Source organism: Luteimonas viscosa (assembly GCF_008244685.1).
In the GTDB taxonomy this organism is placed as follows: Bacteria; Pseudomonadota; Gammaproteobacteria; order Xanthomonadales; family Xanthomonadaceae; genus Luteimonas; species Luteimonas viscosa.
This window is the reverse complement of the sequence record NZ_VTFT01000001.1, coordinates 1615731-1631607: the sequence shown is the minus strand read 5'-3', so window position 1 is coordinate 1631607 and position 15877 is coordinate 1615731. Positions and strand designations below refer to the sequence as shown.

17 protein-coding genes are annotated in these 15877 nt (G+C 71.1%); 7 read left to right on the top strand and 10 right to left on the bottom strand.

Going from position 1 to position 15877, the window contains the following annotated elements; all coding sequences use genetic code 11:
• Positions 1–75: 75 nt before the first annotated feature.
• The 4 genes from ftsE to ung are packed head-to-tail and all read left to right on the top strand — an operon-like array spanning position 76 to position 3255.
• A complete protein-coding gene (gene ftsE, locus FZO89_RS07275; protein WP_149102623.1) occupies positions 76–765 on the top strand; it encodes a cell division ATP-binding protein FtsE in 690 nt (229 codons plus the stop codon).
• Complete coding sequence (ftsX, locus tag FZO89_RS07270) at positions 758–1705, top strand: permease-like cell division protein FtsX (RefSeq protein WP_149102622.1); 948 nt, start codon at positions 758–760, stop codon at positions 1703–1705. The genes ftsE and ftsX overlap by 8 nt, the downstream gene beginning before the upstream one ends.
• A gap of 3 nt (positions 1706–1708) precedes the next feature.
• Positions 1709–2554, top strand: a complete 846-nt coding sequence (locus FZO89_RS07265; protein WP_149102621.1) for a response regulator — start codon at positions 1709–1711, stop codon at positions 2552–2554.
• Positions 2551–3255, top strand: a complete 705-nt coding sequence (gene ung, locus FZO89_RS07260; RefSeq protein WP_149102620.1) for a uracil-DNA glycosylase — start codon at positions 2551–2553, stop codon at positions 3253–3255. The genes FZO89_RS07265 and ung overlap by 4 nt, the downstream gene beginning before the upstream one ends.
• A 340-nt stretch (positions 3256–3595) precedes the next feature.
• On the opposite strand, the gene FZO89_RS07255 is transcribed toward ung, so the two are convergent.
• From FZO89_RS07255 to FZO89_RS07245, 3 genes are all read right to left on the bottom strand, one after another.
• On the bottom strand, positions 3596–4699 hold the full coding sequence (locus tag FZO89_RS07255) for a copper resistance protein B (RefSeq protein ID WP_149102619.1): 1104 nt from the start codon (positions 4697–4699) through the stop codon (positions 3596–3598).
• Positions 4696–6504 (bottom strand): copper resistance system multicopper oxidase, encoded by a 1809-nt coding sequence (locus tag FZO89_RS07250; RefSeq protein WP_149102618.1) that lies wholly within the window; start codon positions 6502–6504, stop codon positions 4696–4698. The genes FZO89_RS07255 and FZO89_RS07250 overlap by 4 nt, the downstream gene beginning before the upstream one ends.
• 111 nt (positions 6505–6615) lie before the next feature.
• Positions 6616–7014 (bottom strand): CopL family metal-binding regulatory protein, encoded by a 399-nt coding sequence (locus FZO89_RS07245; RefSeq protein ID WP_149102617.1) that lies wholly within the window; start codon positions 7012–7014, stop codon positions 6616–6618.
• Between the two features lie 394 nt (positions 7015–7408).
• On the opposite strand from FZO89_RS07245, the gene FZO89_RS07240 reads away from it, so the two are divergent.
• Together FZO89_RS07240 and FZO89_RS07235 are read left to right on the top strand one after the other, a co-directional pair.
• Positions 7409–8368, top strand: coding sequence for a hypothetical protein (locus FZO89_RS07240; protein ID WP_262378561.1), 960 nt, complete (start codon positions 7409–7411; stop codon positions 8366–8368).
• A complete protein-coding gene (locus FZO89_RS07235) occupies positions 8365–8787 on the top strand; it encodes a hypothetical protein (RefSeq protein WP_149102616.1) in 423 nt (140 codons plus the stop codon). The genes FZO89_RS07240 and FZO89_RS07235 overlap by 4 nt, the downstream gene beginning before the upstream one ends.
• Here FZO89_RS07235 and accC read toward each other — a convergent pair.
• Genes accC through aroQ form a run of 4 tightly spaced genes read right to left on the bottom strand, consistent with a single transcriptional unit; the run spans position 8784 to position 11597 of the window.
• Positions 8784–10151 carry an acetyl-CoA carboxylase biotin carboxylase subunit gene (gene accC / locus FZO89_RS07230; protein ID WP_149102615.1) on the bottom strand — a complete coding sequence of 456 codons (1368 nt, stop codon included), beginning with the start codon at positions 10149–10151 and terminating at the stop codon, positions 8784–8786. The two genes, FZO89_RS07235 and accC, sit on opposite strands and share 4 nt — an antisense overlap.
• A complete protein-coding gene (locus FZO89_RS07225) occupies positions 10141–10551 on the bottom strand; it encodes a four helix bundle protein (protein WP_149102614.1) in 411 nt (136 codons plus the stop codon). The genes accC and FZO89_RS07225 overlap by 11 nt, the downstream gene beginning before the upstream one ends.
• Before the next feature lie 60 nt (positions 10552–10611).
• Positions 10612–11100, bottom strand: coding sequence for an acetyl-CoA carboxylase biotin carboxyl carrier protein (accB, locus tag FZO89_RS07220; RefSeq protein ID WP_149102613.1), 489 nt, complete (start codon positions 11098–11100; stop codon positions 10612–10614).
• Between the two features lie 50 nt (positions 11101–11150).
• Positions 11151–11597, bottom strand: a complete 447-nt coding sequence (gene aroQ, locus FZO89_RS07215; protein WP_149102612.1) for a type II 3-dehydroquinate dehydratase — start codon at positions 11595–11597, stop codon at positions 11151–11153.
• A 256-nt stretch (positions 11598–11853) separates the two neighbouring features.
• On the opposite strand from aroQ, the gene FZO89_RS07210 reads away from it, so the two are divergent.
• Entirely contained in the window at positions 11854–12477 is a 624-nt protein-coding gene (locus FZO89_RS07210; RefSeq protein ID WP_149102611.1) for a glutathione S-transferase family protein, read from the top strand.
• Between the two features lie 4 nt (positions 12478–12481).
• Here the strand turns inward: FZO89_RS07210 and FZO89_RS07205 are convergent, their stop codons facing one another.
• From FZO89_RS07205 to cutA, 3 genes are read right to left on the bottom strand one after another with little or no spacing between them, the layout of a single operon-like run.
• A complete protein-coding gene (locus FZO89_RS07205; RefSeq protein ID WP_149102610.1) occupies positions 12482–13081 on the bottom strand; it encodes a TlpA family protein disulfide reductase in 600 nt (199 codons plus the stop codon).
• A complete protein-coding gene (locus FZO89_RS07200; protein WP_149102609.1) occupies positions 13078–15495 on the bottom strand; it encodes a protein-disulfide reductase DsbD family protein in 2418 nt (805 codons plus the stop codon). The genes FZO89_RS07205 and FZO89_RS07200 overlap by 4 nt, the downstream gene beginning before the upstream one ends.
• On the bottom strand, positions 15492–15821 hold the full coding sequence (gene cutA / locus FZO89_RS07195) for a divalent-cation tolerance protein CutA (protein WP_149102608.1): 330 nt from the start codon (positions 15819–15821) through the stop codon (positions 15492–15494). Before cutA ends, FZO89_RS07200 begins: the two co-directional genes overlap by 4 nt.
• Positions 15822–15877 lie beyond the last annotated feature (56 nt).

The following is a 15877-nucleotide window of genomic DNA, read 5'->3' as shown; positions in this document are numbered from 1 at the left end:
GGCACCCGTCTGATGGGCGGAAAGCCGCGACGCCGTTCCGTTCGGCGTTTGCGACTTCTGCGATACTCCGCTGCCATGAACGTCCTGCGCTTCGACAGCGTCAGCAAACAGTACGCCGGAGGGCGCGTCGCGCTGTCGGAGGTCAGCTTCGACGTGTCGGCGGGCGAGATGCTGTTCATCACCGGGCATTCGGGCGCCGGCAAGAGCACCCTGCTGAAGCTGATCCACCTCGCCGAGCGGCCGAGCCGGGGCGCGGTGGTGTTCAACGAGCGCAACCTGCTCAAGGTGCGCGGGCGCCGGGTCGCCCTGCACCGGCGCGAGGTGGGCGTGGTGTTCCAGGACCACCGGCTGCTGACCGACCGCAGCGTGTTCGACAACGTCGCCCTGCCGCTGATCCTGCGCGGCCTGCGCCGTGGCGAGATCGGCAAGCGCGTGCGCAGCGTGATCGAGCGGCTGGGCCTGGGCGACCGCGAACGCGCGCTGCCGGCCCAGCTCTCCGCCGGCGAGCAGCAACGCGTCGGCATCGCCCGCGCGGTGGTCGGCGAACCGCGGCTGCTGGTCGCCGACGAACCCACCGGCAACCTCGATCCCACGCTGTCGGCTGAAATCATGGCGCTGTTCGCCTCGCTGCCCGAGCGCGGCACCAGCGTGCTCGTCGCCAGCCACGACCTGGGCCTGGTCAAGCGCATGAAGAAGCGCGTGCTGGTGCTCGACCACGGCCGGCTCGCCGACGACATCGCGCCCGAGGACCTGGCCGATGAGTGAGGCGCGCGCGGGAACCGTAGTCCGGGCCTCGCCGCTCGGCACCTGGTTCGACCACCATCTCTACAGCCTGGTCGCCAGCCTCGGCCGGGTGTTCCGCAAGCCCTGGGCGGCGCTGCTCACGATCGCGGTGATGGCGCTGGCGCTGGCGCTGCCGCTGGGCCTGTGGCTGGTGCTGGGCAACGTCGAACGGCTGGCCGGCAACATCGAGCGCTCGCGCGAGATCAGCGTGTTCCTGCGCCAGGACGTCGACGCCGCGCGCGCCGCGCGACTGGCCGACGAACTGCGCGCGCGCGGCAACATCGGCAGCGTCGAGCACGTCACCCCGGAGCAGGCGCTGGAGTCGCTGCGCGCGGACGACTCGCTGGCGGGGATCGTCGACGCGGTCGGCGACGACAATCCGTTGCCGCATGCGCTGGTGGTCACCCCGGCGGGCGACGAGCTGATGGTCGCCTCGTCGCTGCAGCAGTTGCCGGAGGCCGAGCTGGTGCAGCACGACGCGCAGTGGCGGCAGCGGCTGGACACCTGGCTGCGCTTCGGTGGCCGCGTGACCTGGGTGCTGGCGGCCCTGTTCGGCCTCGGAGCGCTGCTGGTGGTCGGCAACACCGTGCGCCTGGACATCCAGTCTCGGCGCGAGGAGATCGGCGTGCTGCAACTGCTCGGCGCCACCGACGGCTTCATCCGTCGCCCGTTCCTGTACCTCGGCGCGTGGTACGGCCTCGCGGCGGGCGCGCTGGCGGTCGCACTGCTGGCCGCCGCCGGATTCGCGCTGCGAGATCCGCTGGCCGAACTCGCCGCGAGCTACGGCAGCCGCTTCGCACTCGCCGGCATCGATATGCGGTGGACGCTCGCGGTGCTGGCCGTCGCGACCGTACTCGGCTGGCTCGGGGCCGGCCTGGTCACCGGCCACTTCCTGCGGCAGACGCGCCCCACCGAGACCTGACGCATGATCTCGCACGACCTCCGCCACCTCGACAACGACAATCCCTGCGTCCTCGTGGTCGACGGCTCCAAGCTGGTGCGCAAGCTGATCCACGCCGTGCTGCAGAAGGAGCTGCCCGGCGTGCGCGTGGTCGAGGGCGGCAGCCTCGCCGAGGCGCGCGCGGCGCTGGGCGGCGAGCCGGTCGACCTCGTCACCACCGCGCTGGTGCTGCCCGACGGCGACGGCCTGCAGGTCGCGCGCGCGGTGCGCGAGGCCGGCGGCCAGCGCTACGTGCCGGTGATCGTGATCTCCGGCGACGTGCAGTCGCACCTGGAGGACCGGCGTTTCACCGAGGACGTCACCGACTATTTCGACAAGGGCCTGGGCCACAACGCGCTGGCCGCGTTCATCCGCGGCTACGTGCAGCCGCAGCCGATTCCGGACGCGCACGTGCTGTACATCGAGGACAGCCGCACGGTCGCGGTGGCGATCCGGCGCATGCTCGAGGCGCACCAGATGCGCGTCACCCACGTCACCAACGCCGAGGACGCGATCGCCTACCTGGAAGCCTACGCCGGCACCGAGGCCGCGCCCGGCGCCGACCTGGTGCTGACCGACCTCTACCTCAAGGGCGAGCTCGACGGCCGCGACGTGCTCGACAAGGTGCGCAACGGCCTGGGCTACGGCAAGCGCCGGCTGCCGGTGCTGGTGATGACCGGCGACGACAACCGCGACAACCAGGCCGCACTGCTGCGCCAGGGCGCGAACGACCTCGTGCTCAAGCCCATCGAGGAGCGGCTGCTCGCGACCAAGGCATTGTTCCAGCTGCGGCTCGCGCGCCTGCCGGTCCTGCATTCGCAGCAGGCATGAGCGGGGAAGGGGTCCGGCTCGAGCCCTCCTGGAAGTCGCACGTCGGCGAGTGGTTCGCGCGTGAGGACATGCAGGCGCTCTCGGCCTTCCTGCGCCAGCGCAAGGCGGCCGGCGCCCGCGTCTATCCGCCGGGACCGCAGATCTTCGCGGCGTTCGAGGCGACCCCGTTCGACGCGGTGAAAGTGGTGGTGCTCGGGCAGGATCCGTACCACGGTCCCGGCCAGGCGCATGGCCTGTGCTTTTCCGTGCGTCCCGGCGTGCCGGTGCCGCCGTCGCTGGACAACATGTTCAAGGAAATCCAGCGCGACCTCGGGATCGCGCGGCCGGACCATGGCTACCTGATGCCATGGGCGCGGCAGGGCGTGCTGTTGCTCAACGCGGTACTGACCGTGGAGGAAGGCCGCGCCGGTGCGCACCAGGGCAAGGGCTGGGAAGGCTTCACCGACCACGTCGTCGACGCGCTCAACCGCGAGCGCGAGGGGCTGGTGTTCCTGCTGTGGGGCAGTTACGCGCAGAAGAAGGGCGCGATCGTCGATCCGCGCCGGCACCGGGTGCTGCGCACTACCCATCCCTCGCCGCTGTCTGCGCATCGCGGCTTCCTGGGTTGCGGGCATTTTTCCGCGGCCAACGAGTACCTCGCACGGCACGGGCAGGCGCCGATCGACTGGTCGCTGCCGCCGCGGGCGACGCTGGAGATCTGAGCGCCCGCGGGGCTTCCCGGGTGCGTGGAACTGGCGAAGCAAGCGATGGCAAGTCCGAGTCCCCGGCAGGCCCTCATCCGGTGCTTCGCACCACCTTCTCCCGCAAGCGGGAGAAGGGGCCGCAGGTCTTGGTCTTTCTTCCGCACGCGGGCAAACGGCGCGCAGGCCTCTGCCTTCTCCCGCTTGCGGGTGAACGGTCCGCAGGTCTTTCCATCCTCCCGCATGCGGGTGAACAATCCGCAGGTCTTTCCATCCTCCCGCATGCGGGTGAACGATCCGCAGGTCTTTCCCTTCTCCCGCTTGCGGGAGAAGGTGCCCGAAGGGCGGATGAGGGCAGGCCTCAGAACCAGAACCGCACGCCCGCCACCACCCGCGTGTCGCGCGACGCCTCGCCATCCGCCGCATGGAAGTCCGCGGTGCGCCCGAACGTGCGCTCGTGCGAAACGCCGATGTAGGGCGCGAACCGTCGGGTGGCCTCGTAGCGCAGGCGCAGCCCGGCCTCCGCCTTCGACAGCCCGCTGCCGACGCCACGGGCGGGGTCGTCCTGCGAGTGCAGTTCGATCTCCAGCAGCGGCTGCAGCACCAGCCGGTTGGTGAAGCGCAGGTCGTACTCCGCCTCCAGTTTCGCCGCGACCCCGCCACCGTCGCCGATGTAGGCGATGGCCGACACCTCCCACATGTACGGCGCGATGCCCTGCACGCCGAACGCGGCGCGGGTGCGCGATGCCGGGCGGACGTCCTGGCGCACGCCGGCGACCACGTCCCACCAGCGCGCCACCGCGCGCGAGTAACGCAGCTCGACGTTCGCCGACGTTGTGCGCCCCGCCTCGCGCTGTCCGCTGCTGCGCAGCCAGAGCCGGTGGATGTCGCCGCCGACCGAGCCGCTGCCCTCCCAGGCCTGGCCACGCGCATGCTTGCCGTCCCAGGCTTCGAAGCGGTTGAACTTCACCCGGCTGTAGGCCGCGGGGCCGTGTTCCATGCCCGCGTGCGAAAGCACCGGGAATGCGGCGGCGCGGTCGGCATCGGTGAGCGGCGGGATCGGTTCGCGAGGCTGCTGCAGGCCGGCGCGTGGCGCGCAGTGGCCCATCGCTGCATGCTCAGGCGTGCAGTCGTCGGGCGGCGTGGTGGGCGCGGGCTTGCAATGCCCCATCGCCGCGTGTGCGGGCGCGCATTCCTCCTCGGGCTTGGCGGGTGCAGGGCTGCAATGTCCCAGCTCCGCATGCTCCGGCGTGCATGCAGCATCGTCGTCGCGCTCCTCGTGCTGCGCCTCGTGCTGCCCTGGAGGTGCGGCTGCGGGGCTGCAGTGGCCCATCGCCGCATGTTCCGGCGCGCAGCGCGATGGCGCGCCCGCGGTCGGGCCGTGGGTGTGCTGCGCCAGTGCGGCGCCGGTCGCGCCGAGGCCGAGCAGCACGACCGCCAGGTGCGAGTGCGGAAGCCGGCTCATGCGCGTTCCTCCACGCGCACTTCGCGCATCATGCCCGCGTCCATGTGGTAGAGCAGGTGGCAGTGGTAGGCCCAGCGGCCGAGCGCATCGGCGCGCACGCGGTAGCTGCGCTTCGTGCCCGGCGGCATGTCGACGGTGTGCTTGCGCACCATGAACCCGCCGTCCGCGTCCTCGAGGTCGCTCCACAGTCCGTGCAGGTGGATCGGGTGCTGCATCATCGTGTCGTTGACCAGCACGATGCGCAGACGCTCGCCGTAGTTCAGGCGCAGCGGCTCGGCGCTGGCGAAGGGGATGCCGTCGAACGACCAGGAGAACTTCTCCATGTGGCCGGTGAGGTGCAGCTCGACGGTGCGGCCCGGGTCGCGGCCATCGGGATCTTCGAACACGCTTTTCAGGTCGCCATAGGCCAGCACGCGCCGGCCGTTGTCGCGCAGGCCGATGCCGGGATCGTCGAGCTTCGGCGTCGGACTCATCGTCTGCATGTCCACCAGCGGATTGCCGGTTTCGCTGGCCGGATGCGACTGCATGCCGCCACCGCCGTGGTCCGCGTGCGCGCCCTGCATGCTGGCGCCGCAGCCGCCCTCCGCCGCCATCGCCGCGCCGCAGCCGCCTTCCATCGCCGCGCCGTGCGCGCCGTGCCCGCCGTGGCCCATGTCGGCCATCGTCAGCCGCGGCCGCGGATCCACCGCGGGCACCGGCGCCTCGAGTCCGGCGCGCACCGCCAGGGTGCCGCGCGCATGGCCGGTGCGGCCCATGTCCTGGGCGAAGATGGTGTAGGCGTCCTGGCCCGAGGGCTCGACGATCACGTCGAAGGTCTCCGCCGCGCCCATGCGGAATTCGTCGACGCTCACCGGATGGACGTACTGCCCGTCGGCCGCCACCACGGTCATCTTCAGCCCGGGGATGCGGACGTCGAAGTGGGTCATCGCCGAGGCATTGATGAAGCGCAGCAGCACCTTCTCGCCGGGGCGGAATTCGCCGGTCCAGTTGCTGGCCGGGGTGACGCCGTTCATCAGGTAGGTGTAGGTGTGCCCGTTGACGTCCGAAAGGTCGGTGGGCGTCATGCGCATCTCGCCCCAGGCGCGGCGGTCGGCGAGCGTTTCCGCCCAGCCGTCGCGGCGAACGTCGCGGAAGAAGTCGCCGACGGTGGGCTTGTACCAGTTGTCGAAGTGCGGCGCCTTCTTCAGGCGCGCGAACAGGTCCGAGGGCGCGAGATCGGTCCAGTCCGAGAGCAGCACCACGTGTTCGCGGTCCCAGTGGTAGGGCGCGGGCTGCAGCGGGTCGACGATGATCGCGCCGTAGAGCCCGGCCTGTTCCTGGTGCAGCGAGTGGCTGTGGTACCAGTAGCTGCCGGACTGCTTCAGCGTGAACCGGTACAGGTAGGACTCGCCGGGCATGATGCCGTCGAAACTCATGCCCGGCACGCCGTCCATGTTCGCCGGCAGCAGGATGCCGTGCCAGTGGATCGAGGTCTGGATCCCGGGCGGCAGGTGGTTGGCCACGCGCAGGGTGACGGTGTCGCCCTCGCGCCAGCGCAGGATCGGCGCCGGCAGTGCGTTGTTGACGGTGATCGCCGGACGCGTGCGACCGGTGAAATTGACCAGCGCCGGGCCGATGTCGAGCCGGAAGTCCGTGCCCGTGAGTTCGGTGCCGGGACGTGCGACGACGGCGTCGCCTGCGTGCGCGGGCGTGCGCAACGTGCCGGTGGCGAGCGCGGCGCCGCCGAGGAAAAGACCCTGGACGAAGGTCCGGCGCGTGGGCGAGGCCGGCGCCTGCGCGGGGAGTCGTGGGCTCCTGTGGATCATGGGACATGCTCCGCGGCGGAGGCATGCGCATCCGCCGGTTCGGGTGACGGGACCACGTCGCAGGCGCCAGGCGCGCGACGAGGCATCGGGCCGCCCGTGGGCGGCGGGCCGTCAGGCGATCGGAGGTCGCAGCAGCGGAAATGCGGGGCGCGCGATGGCCCGGGTCCGCAGGTTGCGGACGGGCGCGGGCGCTGGTCCCGACGCTGGCAAGGCGACCGTCGTCGCCACCGCGGCGAACGTGTTCTGCAGGCAGAGATCGAGGCAGCGCTGCAGGCAGTCTTCGTCGCCGGGCGCAGGAGGCTGCGTGGGCGCCGGCGTATCCTGCCCCCGGTCGTGGCAGTCCGCCGCGGCGTCGTGGCCCGACGGACCCGCGGCCGACCCGGCCGCAATCGGCATGACGTGTACGGGGTCGTGCGCGGACATCGCCATGCGCGTTGCCGCGAATGCGGGTGCGACGGTGTCGACCAGCAGGCCCAGGCACAGCAGCAGGCGGAGCAGGATCGGGAACACGTCGGGACGGCTTCAGCGTGGGGATCGGCGGGAGAAAGGATACCCCACGCCCCAGTCCAGCCCCCGCACGCCGGGTTCCGGTGTTCGCGGGGGGCTGGATTCGTGCTTCCGGTTCGCGCCAAGGCGCATCTGGACTTGCGGCGCGGCGCCGCGCATCCGCTGCCGATGCGGCCGCCGCGATCGCTCCAGCGCCGCGTGAACGGTTGCGCTGGCGCTCGGGGGCGTGGTTGCCCGGGCTTCGACAAGCTGCGCGGTCCCGCAGGTGGGCGCGATAGAATCCACCACAAACGGATGCAGCCCGACGCGGATCGCGCGCGGGCCCTGGCTGACGTTCTGGAGCCTGTCGATGCGGGTCGGCGAAGACAATGCCTGGCGGGGCACGGGTGCACGGCGCTTGCGGCCACGCACGGTGCTGTTCGCCGCGGTGTGCCTGCTGTCGACGCTCGGGCTGCTCGCTCTGCGGCCCGAACGCCGCGCCGACGGCGTCGCAGAGCGGCCGATGCCCCTGGTGAGCGGGCGCACGACCGTGGAGGGCGATGCCCCGGAGGTCGGAGCCGCCCGCCCGGATGCGGTCCTGCGGTCAGCATCCGGGCGCGTCGTGCCCGGGACGCGACCGGCCAATGCGGTTCCGTCGCGCAGGCGCGATTTCGAGATGGCCGACGACCTGTTCGAGTATTCGCAGCAGCTGGTTCCCGCGTTGCGCGAGGGAGATCCCGAAGCGGCCTGGCTGATGAGCCGGGTGGTCGACTATTGCGCGGCCTATGCTGCGGATCCCGCCGCGTTCGCACGCGACAGCGCGACGCTCGCGGGCAGGGATCTGTGGGCGGCCGAGGCCATGAACGCCGCGCGCGCCCGGGTCGACGCGCGTTGCCGGCGCTTCACCCCCGCCGACGGCCTGTCGCAGGTGCGTGTCCACCAGCTGCGGCTGGAGGCGGCGCGAGGCGGCAGCCTGGCGGCGGAAGCGGAACTGCTTGCGCGCGGCGAACCGGTGTCGGCCGAAGGCGACTACGGCAATGCCCTGCTGGACCGGATCGACAGCGCCGGCGACGTGGAGGCATTCAGCGCCCTGGCCCCGGCGGTCGAGGTGCCCGACTGGCTGTCGATGCTGGACCAGGACGTCGCACCCCAGTACCACGCGATCGTCTGGCAGCTGGCCGCCTGCCGGATGGGCCTGGACTGCAGTGCGCAGAGCACGCTGATGACGTCCTACTGCGTCAACGGAGGGATCTGCTCGCGCAGCTCCGGACAGGGTTTCGAGGAGTTCGTGTACGACGCGGCGATATCGCGCCAGAGCGCCGACCCCGTGCGTGACGCGGTGGCGGCGCTGGTGGAGAGGTTTGGAGGAGCACCATGAAGTACGAGACGAGAAGGCGCAGGTTCGCCGGGCTGTTCTGGCTGTCGCTGTTCGCGGTGTATTCCGTGGCCGCGATCGGCGTGACCGTGCTCGACGCGGGCGAGGAGGAGTACGCCGAACTTTCGCAGGTGTCTCCGGTCACGGTCCATGCCAGCGAGGACATGCGCAACCTGGGCGCAGCGCAGATGGCGGCCGTCTATCGCGCGCAGAGCGGGGCGCCGTTCGCCGCGCTCGCGCCCGGCAGCACGTTGCGAATCGTGTGGCCCGACGGATCCAGCGAATACGTGGTGGTGACCAATCCCGCCGCGAGCGACGGCGTCGCCCCGATCCCCGGCACCCAGCGCGACGCCGCCGACCAGCCAGTGGTGGCGCCTCCCGCGGCCGTTCGCAGCGCCGGGCCGCTGCTGCCGCACGACTAACCGATCGACAGCGCCTTGTCCTTGCGCTCGGCCAGCTGCTTCTCGAGGTAGTGGATGTTCTGGCCCCCGGCCTGGAAGCCGGCGTCGGCCAGGATCCGCTGCTGCAACGGAATGTTGGTCCGGATGCCGTCGACCACCATCTCCGACAGCGCCACGCGCATGCGCGCGATCGCCTGGGCGCGGTCGGCGCCGTGCACGATCAGCTTGCCGATCATCGAGTCGTAGTTCGGCGGCACGCTGTAGCCCTCGTAGATGTGCGAGTCGACGCGCACGCCCGGGCCGCCGGGGGCGTGGAAGTGCTGGATCAGGCCGGGCGAGGGCAGGAAGGTCTCCGGATCCTCGGCGTTGATCCGGCATTCGATCGCGTGGCCGCGCAGCACCACGTCCTCCTGCCGGATCGAGAGCTTCTGGCCCGAGGCGATCTTCAGCTGTTCGCGCACCAGGTCGATGCCGGTGACCATCTCGGTGACCGGATGCTCGACCTGGATCCGGGTGTTCATCTCGATGAAGTAGAAGCGCCCGTCCTCGAACAGGAACTCGAAGGTGCCGGCGCCGCGGTAGCCGATGCGCAGGCAGGCTTCCACGCAGACCTTGCCGATCTGCGCGCGCTGTTCGGGCGTGATCCCGGGCGCAGGCGCCTCTTCCACGACCTTCTGGTGGCGGCGCTGCATCGAGCAGTCGCGCTCGCCCAGGTGGATGGCGTTGCCCTGGCCGTCGGCGAGCACCTGGATCTCCACGTGCCGCGGGTTTTCCAGGAACTTCTCCATGTAGACCATGTCGTTGCCGAACGCGGCCTTGGCTTCCTGCTTGGTGGTGCCGATGGCATTGGCCAGGGCCGCCTCGGTATGCACCACGCGCATGCCGCGTCCGCCACCGCCACCGGCTGCCTTGACGATCACCGGGTAGCCGATCTCGCGGGCGATCTTCAGGTTGGCGTCGACGTCGTCGCCGAGCGGGCCGCCGCTGCCGGGCACGCAGGGCACCCCGGCCTCCTTCATCGCGCGGATCGCCTCGACCTTGTCGCCCATCAGGCGGATGGTCTCGGCTTTCGGCCCGATGAAGACGAAGCCCGACTGCTCGACGCGCTCGGCGAAGTCGGCGTTCTCGCTCAGGAAGCCGTAGCCCGGGTGGATGGCCTGCGCGTCGGTGACCTCGGCCGCGGCGATGATCGCCGGCATGTCGAGGTAGCTGCGGTTCGACGGCGCCGGGCCGATGCAGACCGACTCGTCGGCCATCGCCACGTGCTTGAGGTTGCGGTCGACGGTGGAATGCACCGCGACCGTGCGGATGCCCAGCGCATGGCAGGCGCGCAGGATGCGCAGCGCGATCTCTCCGCGGTTGGCGATGACGACTTTATCGAGCATGGGATTGGGGATTCGGGATTGGGGATTCGGAATGGGCATCCGGCTCGCGGATACGGCGTTCGTGCGTGCGGATCAATGCATTGAGACGGGCGAACGTGCGGTCGATGAACTCGATATCGAAAGCGTTCTTTCCGAAGAAGCCGAGGCGTTGCGCGATCTCGACCTGGGTGGAGAGTTCCGCCAGCGAACCTCTCGCCATGGACAGGAAACGCAGATATTCGGCAGTGGAGCGGCGGGCGGCCCCCTCGGCGATGTTGGATGGCACGCTGACGGCGGCGCGACGCATCTGTGCCGTCAGGCCAAGGCGTTCATCGTCGGGAAACGCGCAGGTGGCGCGGTAGACCGCTTCGACCAGCGCCATCGCGTCACGCCAGACGTCCAGCCGCTCGTGAGGCCTCATCAGTGGCTGTTCCTGCGCCAAATCCCGAATCCCCAATCCCGAATCCCGTCGTGATCGGCGTCAGCCGATCACGAACAGCGGCTGGTCGAACTCCACCGGCTGGCCGCTCTCGCCGACGATCGCGAGCACGGTGCCGGAGGCGTCGGCCTCGATCGGGTTGAACATCTTCATCGCCTCGATGATGCCGAGGGTGTCGCCGGCCTTGACCGCCTGGCCGACGGCGACGAACGGCGGCTTGTCGGGCGCGGGAGACAGGTAGAACGTGCCGACCATCGGTGATTTCACGACATGGCCATCGGGCAGGCCGGAGCCGGCCTCGGCCGGCGCGCGCCCGCCGGTGGCGCCGTCGACCGGGGACAGCATCGGCATCACCGGCTCGGCGCTGCGCCCGCCCGGTGCGGCGACTGGCGCCTGCGCGTAGACCACCGGCGCGCCACCGCTGCTGCCGCGCGACAGCCGGACCGACTCCTCGCCTTCCTTGATCTCGATCTCCGAGAGGTTGGATTCCTCGAGCAGTTCGATGAGTTTCTTGAGCTTGCGCAGGTCCATGGGTGGCCTCGTTGGTATCCGGTGCTGCAGAACTGGGAAAAGAGCGGGCGTCAGGCGTCCGGCGGCAGGCGGCGCAGGGCCGCGTCCAGCGCGTAGCGGTAGCTGTCGGCGCCGAAGCCGCAGACCACCCCGACCGCCTTGTCGCTGAAATAGCTGTGCTGGCGGAAGGGTTCGCGGGCGTGCGGGTTGGACAGGTGGATCTCGATGAACGGGATCGCCACCGCGGCCAGCGCATCGCGGATCGCCACGCTGGTGTGGGTGAAGGCGGCCGGGTTGATCAGGATGAAGGCGGTGCCGTCGCCGCGGGCGGCCTGGATGCGGTCGACCAGCACGTGCTCGGCATTGGACTGCAGACTCTCCAGCACCTGGCCGGCGGCGTCGGCCGTGGCCTTCAGCTCGGCATCGATGTCGGCCAGGGTGGCGTGGCCGTAGACCTCGGGCTCGCGGCTGCCGAGCAGGTTGAGGTTGGGGCCGTGCAGGAGCAGCAACTGGGCCATTGGTAAGCGCCGCGGGACAGGCGCGCAGTCTGGACCAATGCGCGGATGGTGTCCAGTTCGCCGAAGTTTGAAGGAGTTAAGCCTTTGTTGGAGTTGCGGCTCTAATCACGGTTCCAGTTGAAACCGCAATCGCCGCAGTACGCGACCGCTCTATCTATACGATGCCGCGGCATCGCTGAAGCCTGCTGGCCACGATGTCGATTCCCGGCGCACGGTTTCGACGATGCACGCACACAACACTTTCCGAGGATCCCGAATGGCCCCTCCCCCTGCCGACACCCTCTACTACTCCCACAACCTCAATCCGCGCGTGGCGGTGGCCGTCGCCCGCCACCTGCGCGCGCCGCTGCGGTTCGTCCGCGCCGACCCGATGGGACGCGAACGCGCGGCGTTCCGGCCGATCAACCCGAACACCCGGGTGCCGATCCTGGTCGAGCCGTCGCTGACCCTGTGGGAGACCGACGCGATCGCGATGCGCCTGGCCGAGCGCTTCGACGAAGGCTTCTGGCCGCCGGCGCGCCGCGCCGAGGTGATGCTGTGGGTGAGCTGGGCCGCCCACCACTTCACCAGCGCCGCCGGGGTGTTCTATTTCGAACACATCGTCGTGCCGCGCTACTTCGACCGAGCGCCCGACCTGGCCGCGGTGCAGGCGGCGGACGGCGACTTCCGCGGGTTCGCGGCCATCCTCGACGACACGCTCGCCAGCCGCCGCTGGCTGGTCGGCGACGCGCCGACCTATGCCGATTTCCGCGTGGCCGCGGCACTGCCGTTCGCGGAAGAGGCGCGGATCCCGCTCGAACCGTTCCCACGCATCCGCGCCTGGCATGGACGGCTGCAGGAACTCGACGCCTGGCGCGACCCGTTCGCCGGGCTGGACTGAGCGCTCAGTGCGCCGCCCAGCGGTCGATCTCGCCATCCTCGAACGGCCCGATCTTCTGCTTGAGCAGGCGGCCGTCGGCCGAGACCAGGATCGAGTAGGGCAGCACGCCCTTGGGGTTGCCGAGGCGCACCCCGGCATCGGCCGGGCCCGGCACATCGATCGCCTGCGGGTAAGCCACCGGGATGCGGGCCAGGAACTTGCGCACCGCCTGCGGATCGTCCAGCGCCAGGCCGAGGACCTGCATGCCGCCTTCGCCCTGCGCGCGGGCGTAGCGGTCCAGCTCCGGCATCTCCTTGATGCACGGGCCGCACCAGCTGGCCCAGACGTTCACCAGCAGCGGGCGACCGGCGAAGTCGCCGGGCAGGCGGATCGCCGCGCCGTCGAGCGCGGCGACCTCGACCGCAGGCAGCGCTTCTCCGCGCCGGGCCACCGACCGGCCATCGGGCAGTGGCGGCGCGCTGGCGGTCAGCGCGTCGTTGAGCACGCGCTGGCCGAGGTCGCTGCCCAGGAGCGGGCCGGGCCCGGTCGCCAGCAGCGCGGCCAGCAGTCCCAGGCCGCCTGAAACGACCGCCACCAGCACGATCCGCAGCGGCGTGAGCTTCATCGCGCCGCGCGCCCCAGCGCCGACACCACGATCTCGTCGCTCAGCAGTGCCGGCAGCACCTCGCCTTCGCCGCCGCCGGCCGGGTAGACCACGTACAGCGGCACGCCGACGGCGCGGTGACGGTCGAGGAAGGCGGTGATCGCGGGATCGGTATTGGTGTAGTCGCCGACCAGGTAGGCGGCACCGGCCTCGCGCAGCGCCTCGCGGAACGCGGGCTGCGAGAGCACGCGGCGTTCGTTGGCCTTGCAGGTCACGCACCAGTCGGCGGTCATGTTGACGAACACCACGCGACCGTCGGCACGCAGCGCCTGCAGGCGCTCGGGCGTCCACGCCTGCTGCAGCGCATCCGCGGCCGCGCCCGCGCGCGCCGGTGGCGGCAGCGACCCGACCTTCCACACCGGATACAGCGCCAGCAGCGCCAGGGCCAGCGCCAGCACGCGCCCGGGCAGGCGGCCGGTCCAGCGCCTGCGCTCGTGCCACCACAGCGCCAGCGCGAACACCGCCAGCCCCACCGCCACCAGCGCCATCGCGTCGACGCCGCGCTGCTTGCCCAGGATCCACAGCAGCCAGATCGCGGTCAGGTACATCGGGAACGCCAGCACCTGCTTGAAGGTTTCCATCCATGCGCCGGGTTTCGGCAGCCGGTCGGCCAGCGCCGGCACGAAGCCGACCAGCAGGAACGGCAGCGCCAGCCCCAGGCCCAGCATCAGGAACACCGCCAGCGCCAGCAGCGGCGAGGCAGTGAAGGCGAATGCCAGCGCGCCGCCCATGAAAGGCGCGATGCAGGGGCTGGCGACCACGCAGGCCAGCACCCCGGTGAAGAAGTCGCCTGCCGGCCCGCTCCGCGCCGCCAGCGACTGGCCCAGGTTGCCGAGGCCACCGCCCAGCGTGAACACCCCCGACAGGCTCAGCCCGACCGCGAACATCAGGTACACCAGCGCCGCGACGAACCACGGCTGCTGCAGCTGGAAGCCCCAGCCCAGCGCCTGCCCGCCGGCGCGCAGCGCCAGCACCAGCAGGCCGATCGCGGCGAACGCGGCCAGCACCCCGAGCGTGTACCAGAGCGCGTGGCTGCGTGCGCGGGCACGGCTTTCGCCGCTCTGCGCCAGGCCCAGCACCTTCAGCGACAGGATCGGCAGCACGCAGGGCATCAGGTTGAGCACCAGCCCGCCGAGCAGGGCCAGCAGCAGCGCCCCGAACACGCCGCCCTTCGGCGGAATCGCGCCCGGCGGGCGCGTGCGTGCGGCGTTGTCGGCGGAGGCGTCGCTGGCCGCGGAGGTGGACGGGCCGGCATCGACTTCCGCGTCCCCTGGACCGGAGCCGGCTTCGGGGTTGGGGGGAGTGGGAGCAGGGCCGCTTTCTCCCGACCGGCCCGGGGCCTCCGGGGAAGTGGCCGGGGACGGCGACTCCGGCCCCCGCTCCCCGGTCGCGATCCCGCCGCGCGGCACCGCCACGTCCACCGTGCGCGTCATCGGCGGATAGCAGATGCCATCGTCCTGGCAACCCTGGAAGGTCGCGGTGAGGGTCAGGCGGGCGGCATCCGGGATGGTCCGACGCAGCGGCAGCGGCACGTCGACCTGGTCGAAATAGACCACCACCTCGCCGAAGTGCTCGTCGCGATGCGCCTTGCCCGGCGGCCAGCGCGGCGCCTCCGCCGCGATGCCATCGGCGCCTTCCACCAGGAAGCTGCTGCGGTCGCGGTACAGGTAGTAGCCCGGCGCCGGGGTGAAGCGCAGCAGCAGTGCATTGCCGCCGTCGGCGATCGCCTCGAAGCCGAACGCCTGTTCCGGCGGCAGCGGCAACGCCTGCGCGCGGCCGGCGGCATCGGTGCCCAGCAGCGGGGCCGGGGCCCGTGCGCCCGACAGGGTGCGACCCAGGGCCGCGAAACCGGTATCGCCCGTGGGCGCGGCGCCGGGCGCAGTGCGCGAACCGGCAGCCGAAACCGCGGCGCCCGGAGACGCACCGGTGGCAGGCAAGGCCACGCGCAGTTCGCGCGTCTGCGGCGGATAGCAGATGCCCAGGTCGGCGCAGCCCTGGTATTTCACCTGCAACGTGACCTGGTCGACGCCATCCGCGGCCGCGCCGGTGAACACCGCGGTCAGTTGCCGGCGGTAGGTCTCGACCTCGCCGAAGAACTCGTCGGTATGGCGCTTGCCCGCGGGCAGCTGCAGCGGATTGGACTTGAAACCGCCGCCGGTTGCCTGCACCGCGGTGCGGTGGCGGTAGAGGTAATAGCCGTCTGCGATCTTCCATTCGATCTCGATCCGCCCGCGCGACACCGCGCGCGCGTCGAGCACGAAGGCTTCGTCCACCGGCAGCAGCTGGCTCTCGTCGATCGCGGCCGCCGGCAGCGTCGCCGCAAGCAGCGCCAGCGCGGCGAATGCGCATCGCAAGCGTCGCGGCAACAGGTTCACTCGTCGGCTCCGGGGCGGGTTTCGGCGGCGATCCAGTCCAGGTACCCGGGCAGGCCGCCGGCGATATCGACCGCGATCACCTCCGGAAGTTCGTACGGATGCAGCGCCACCACGCGCGCGGTCAGCGCCTCCAGCCGCGCGCGCATCGTCTTGACGACCAGCAGCACTTCGTCGGCGCGTTCCACCGCGCCCTGCCAGCGGTACACCGACGTGATCCCGGGCAGGATGTTCACGCACGCCGCCAGCCGCTCGACGACCAGCGCGTCGGCGATGCGGCCGGCGGTGCCGGCATCGGGGCAGGTGCAGAAGCAGGCAACGGCGGTCACGGCGGGGCGCGCGGCTGTGGATTCGGGCCGGATAGGGTAGCCGACGCCGCACGCGG

Bases quoted from the DNA above. Each gene is read 5' to 3' on its own strand.
- ftsE (WP_149102623.1), top strand. From the start codon at position 76: ATGAACGTCCTGCGCTTCGACAGCGTCAGCAAACAGTACGCCGGAGGG.
- ftsX (WP_149102622.1), top strand. From the start codon at position 758: ATGAGTGAGGCGCGCGCGGGAACCGTAGTCCGGGCCTCGCCGCTCGGC.
- FZO89_RS07265 (WP_149102621.1), top strand. From the start codon at position 1,709: ATGATCTCGCACGACCTCCGCCACCTCGACAACGACAATCCCTGCGTC.
- ung (WP_149102620.1), top strand. From the start codon at position 2,551: ATGAGCGGGGAAGGGGTCCGGCTCGAGCCCTCCTGGAAGTCGCACGTC.
- FZO89_RS07255 (WP_149102619.1), bottom strand. From the start codon at position 4,699: ATGAGCCGGCTTCCGCACTCGCACCTGGCGGTCGTGCTGCTCGGCCTC.
- FZO89_RS07250 (WP_149102618.1), bottom strand. From the start codon at position 6,504: ATGATCCACAGGAGCCCACGACTCCCCGCGCAGGCGCCGGCCTCGCCC.
- FZO89_RS07235 (WP_149102616.1), top strand. From the start codon at position 8,365: ATGAAGTACGAGACGAGAAGGCGCAGGTTCGCCGGGCTGTTCTGGCTG.
- accC (WP_149102615.1), bottom strand. From the start codon at position 10,151: ATGCTCGATAAAGTCGTCATCGCCAACCGCGGAGAGATCGCGCTGCGC.
- FZO89_RS07225 (WP_149102614.1), bottom strand. From the start codon at position 10,551: ATGAGGCCTCACGAGCGGCTGGACGTCTGGCGTGACGCGATGGCGCTG.
- accB (WP_149102613.1), bottom strand. From the start codon at position 11,100: ATGGACCTGCGCAAGCTCAAGAAACTCATCGAACTGCTCGAGGAATCC.
- aroQ (WP_149102612.1), bottom strand. From the start codon at position 11,597: ATGGCCCAGTTGCTGCTCCTGCACGGCCCCAACCTCAACCTGCTCGGC.
- FZO89_RS07210 (WP_149102611.1), top strand. From the start codon at position 11,854: ATGGCCCCTCCCCCTGCCGACACCCTCTACTACTCCCACAACCTCAAT.
- FZO89_RS07205 (WP_149102610.1), bottom strand. From the start codon at position 13,081: ATGAAGCTCACGCCGCTGCGGATCGTGCTGGTGGCGGTCGTTTCAGGC.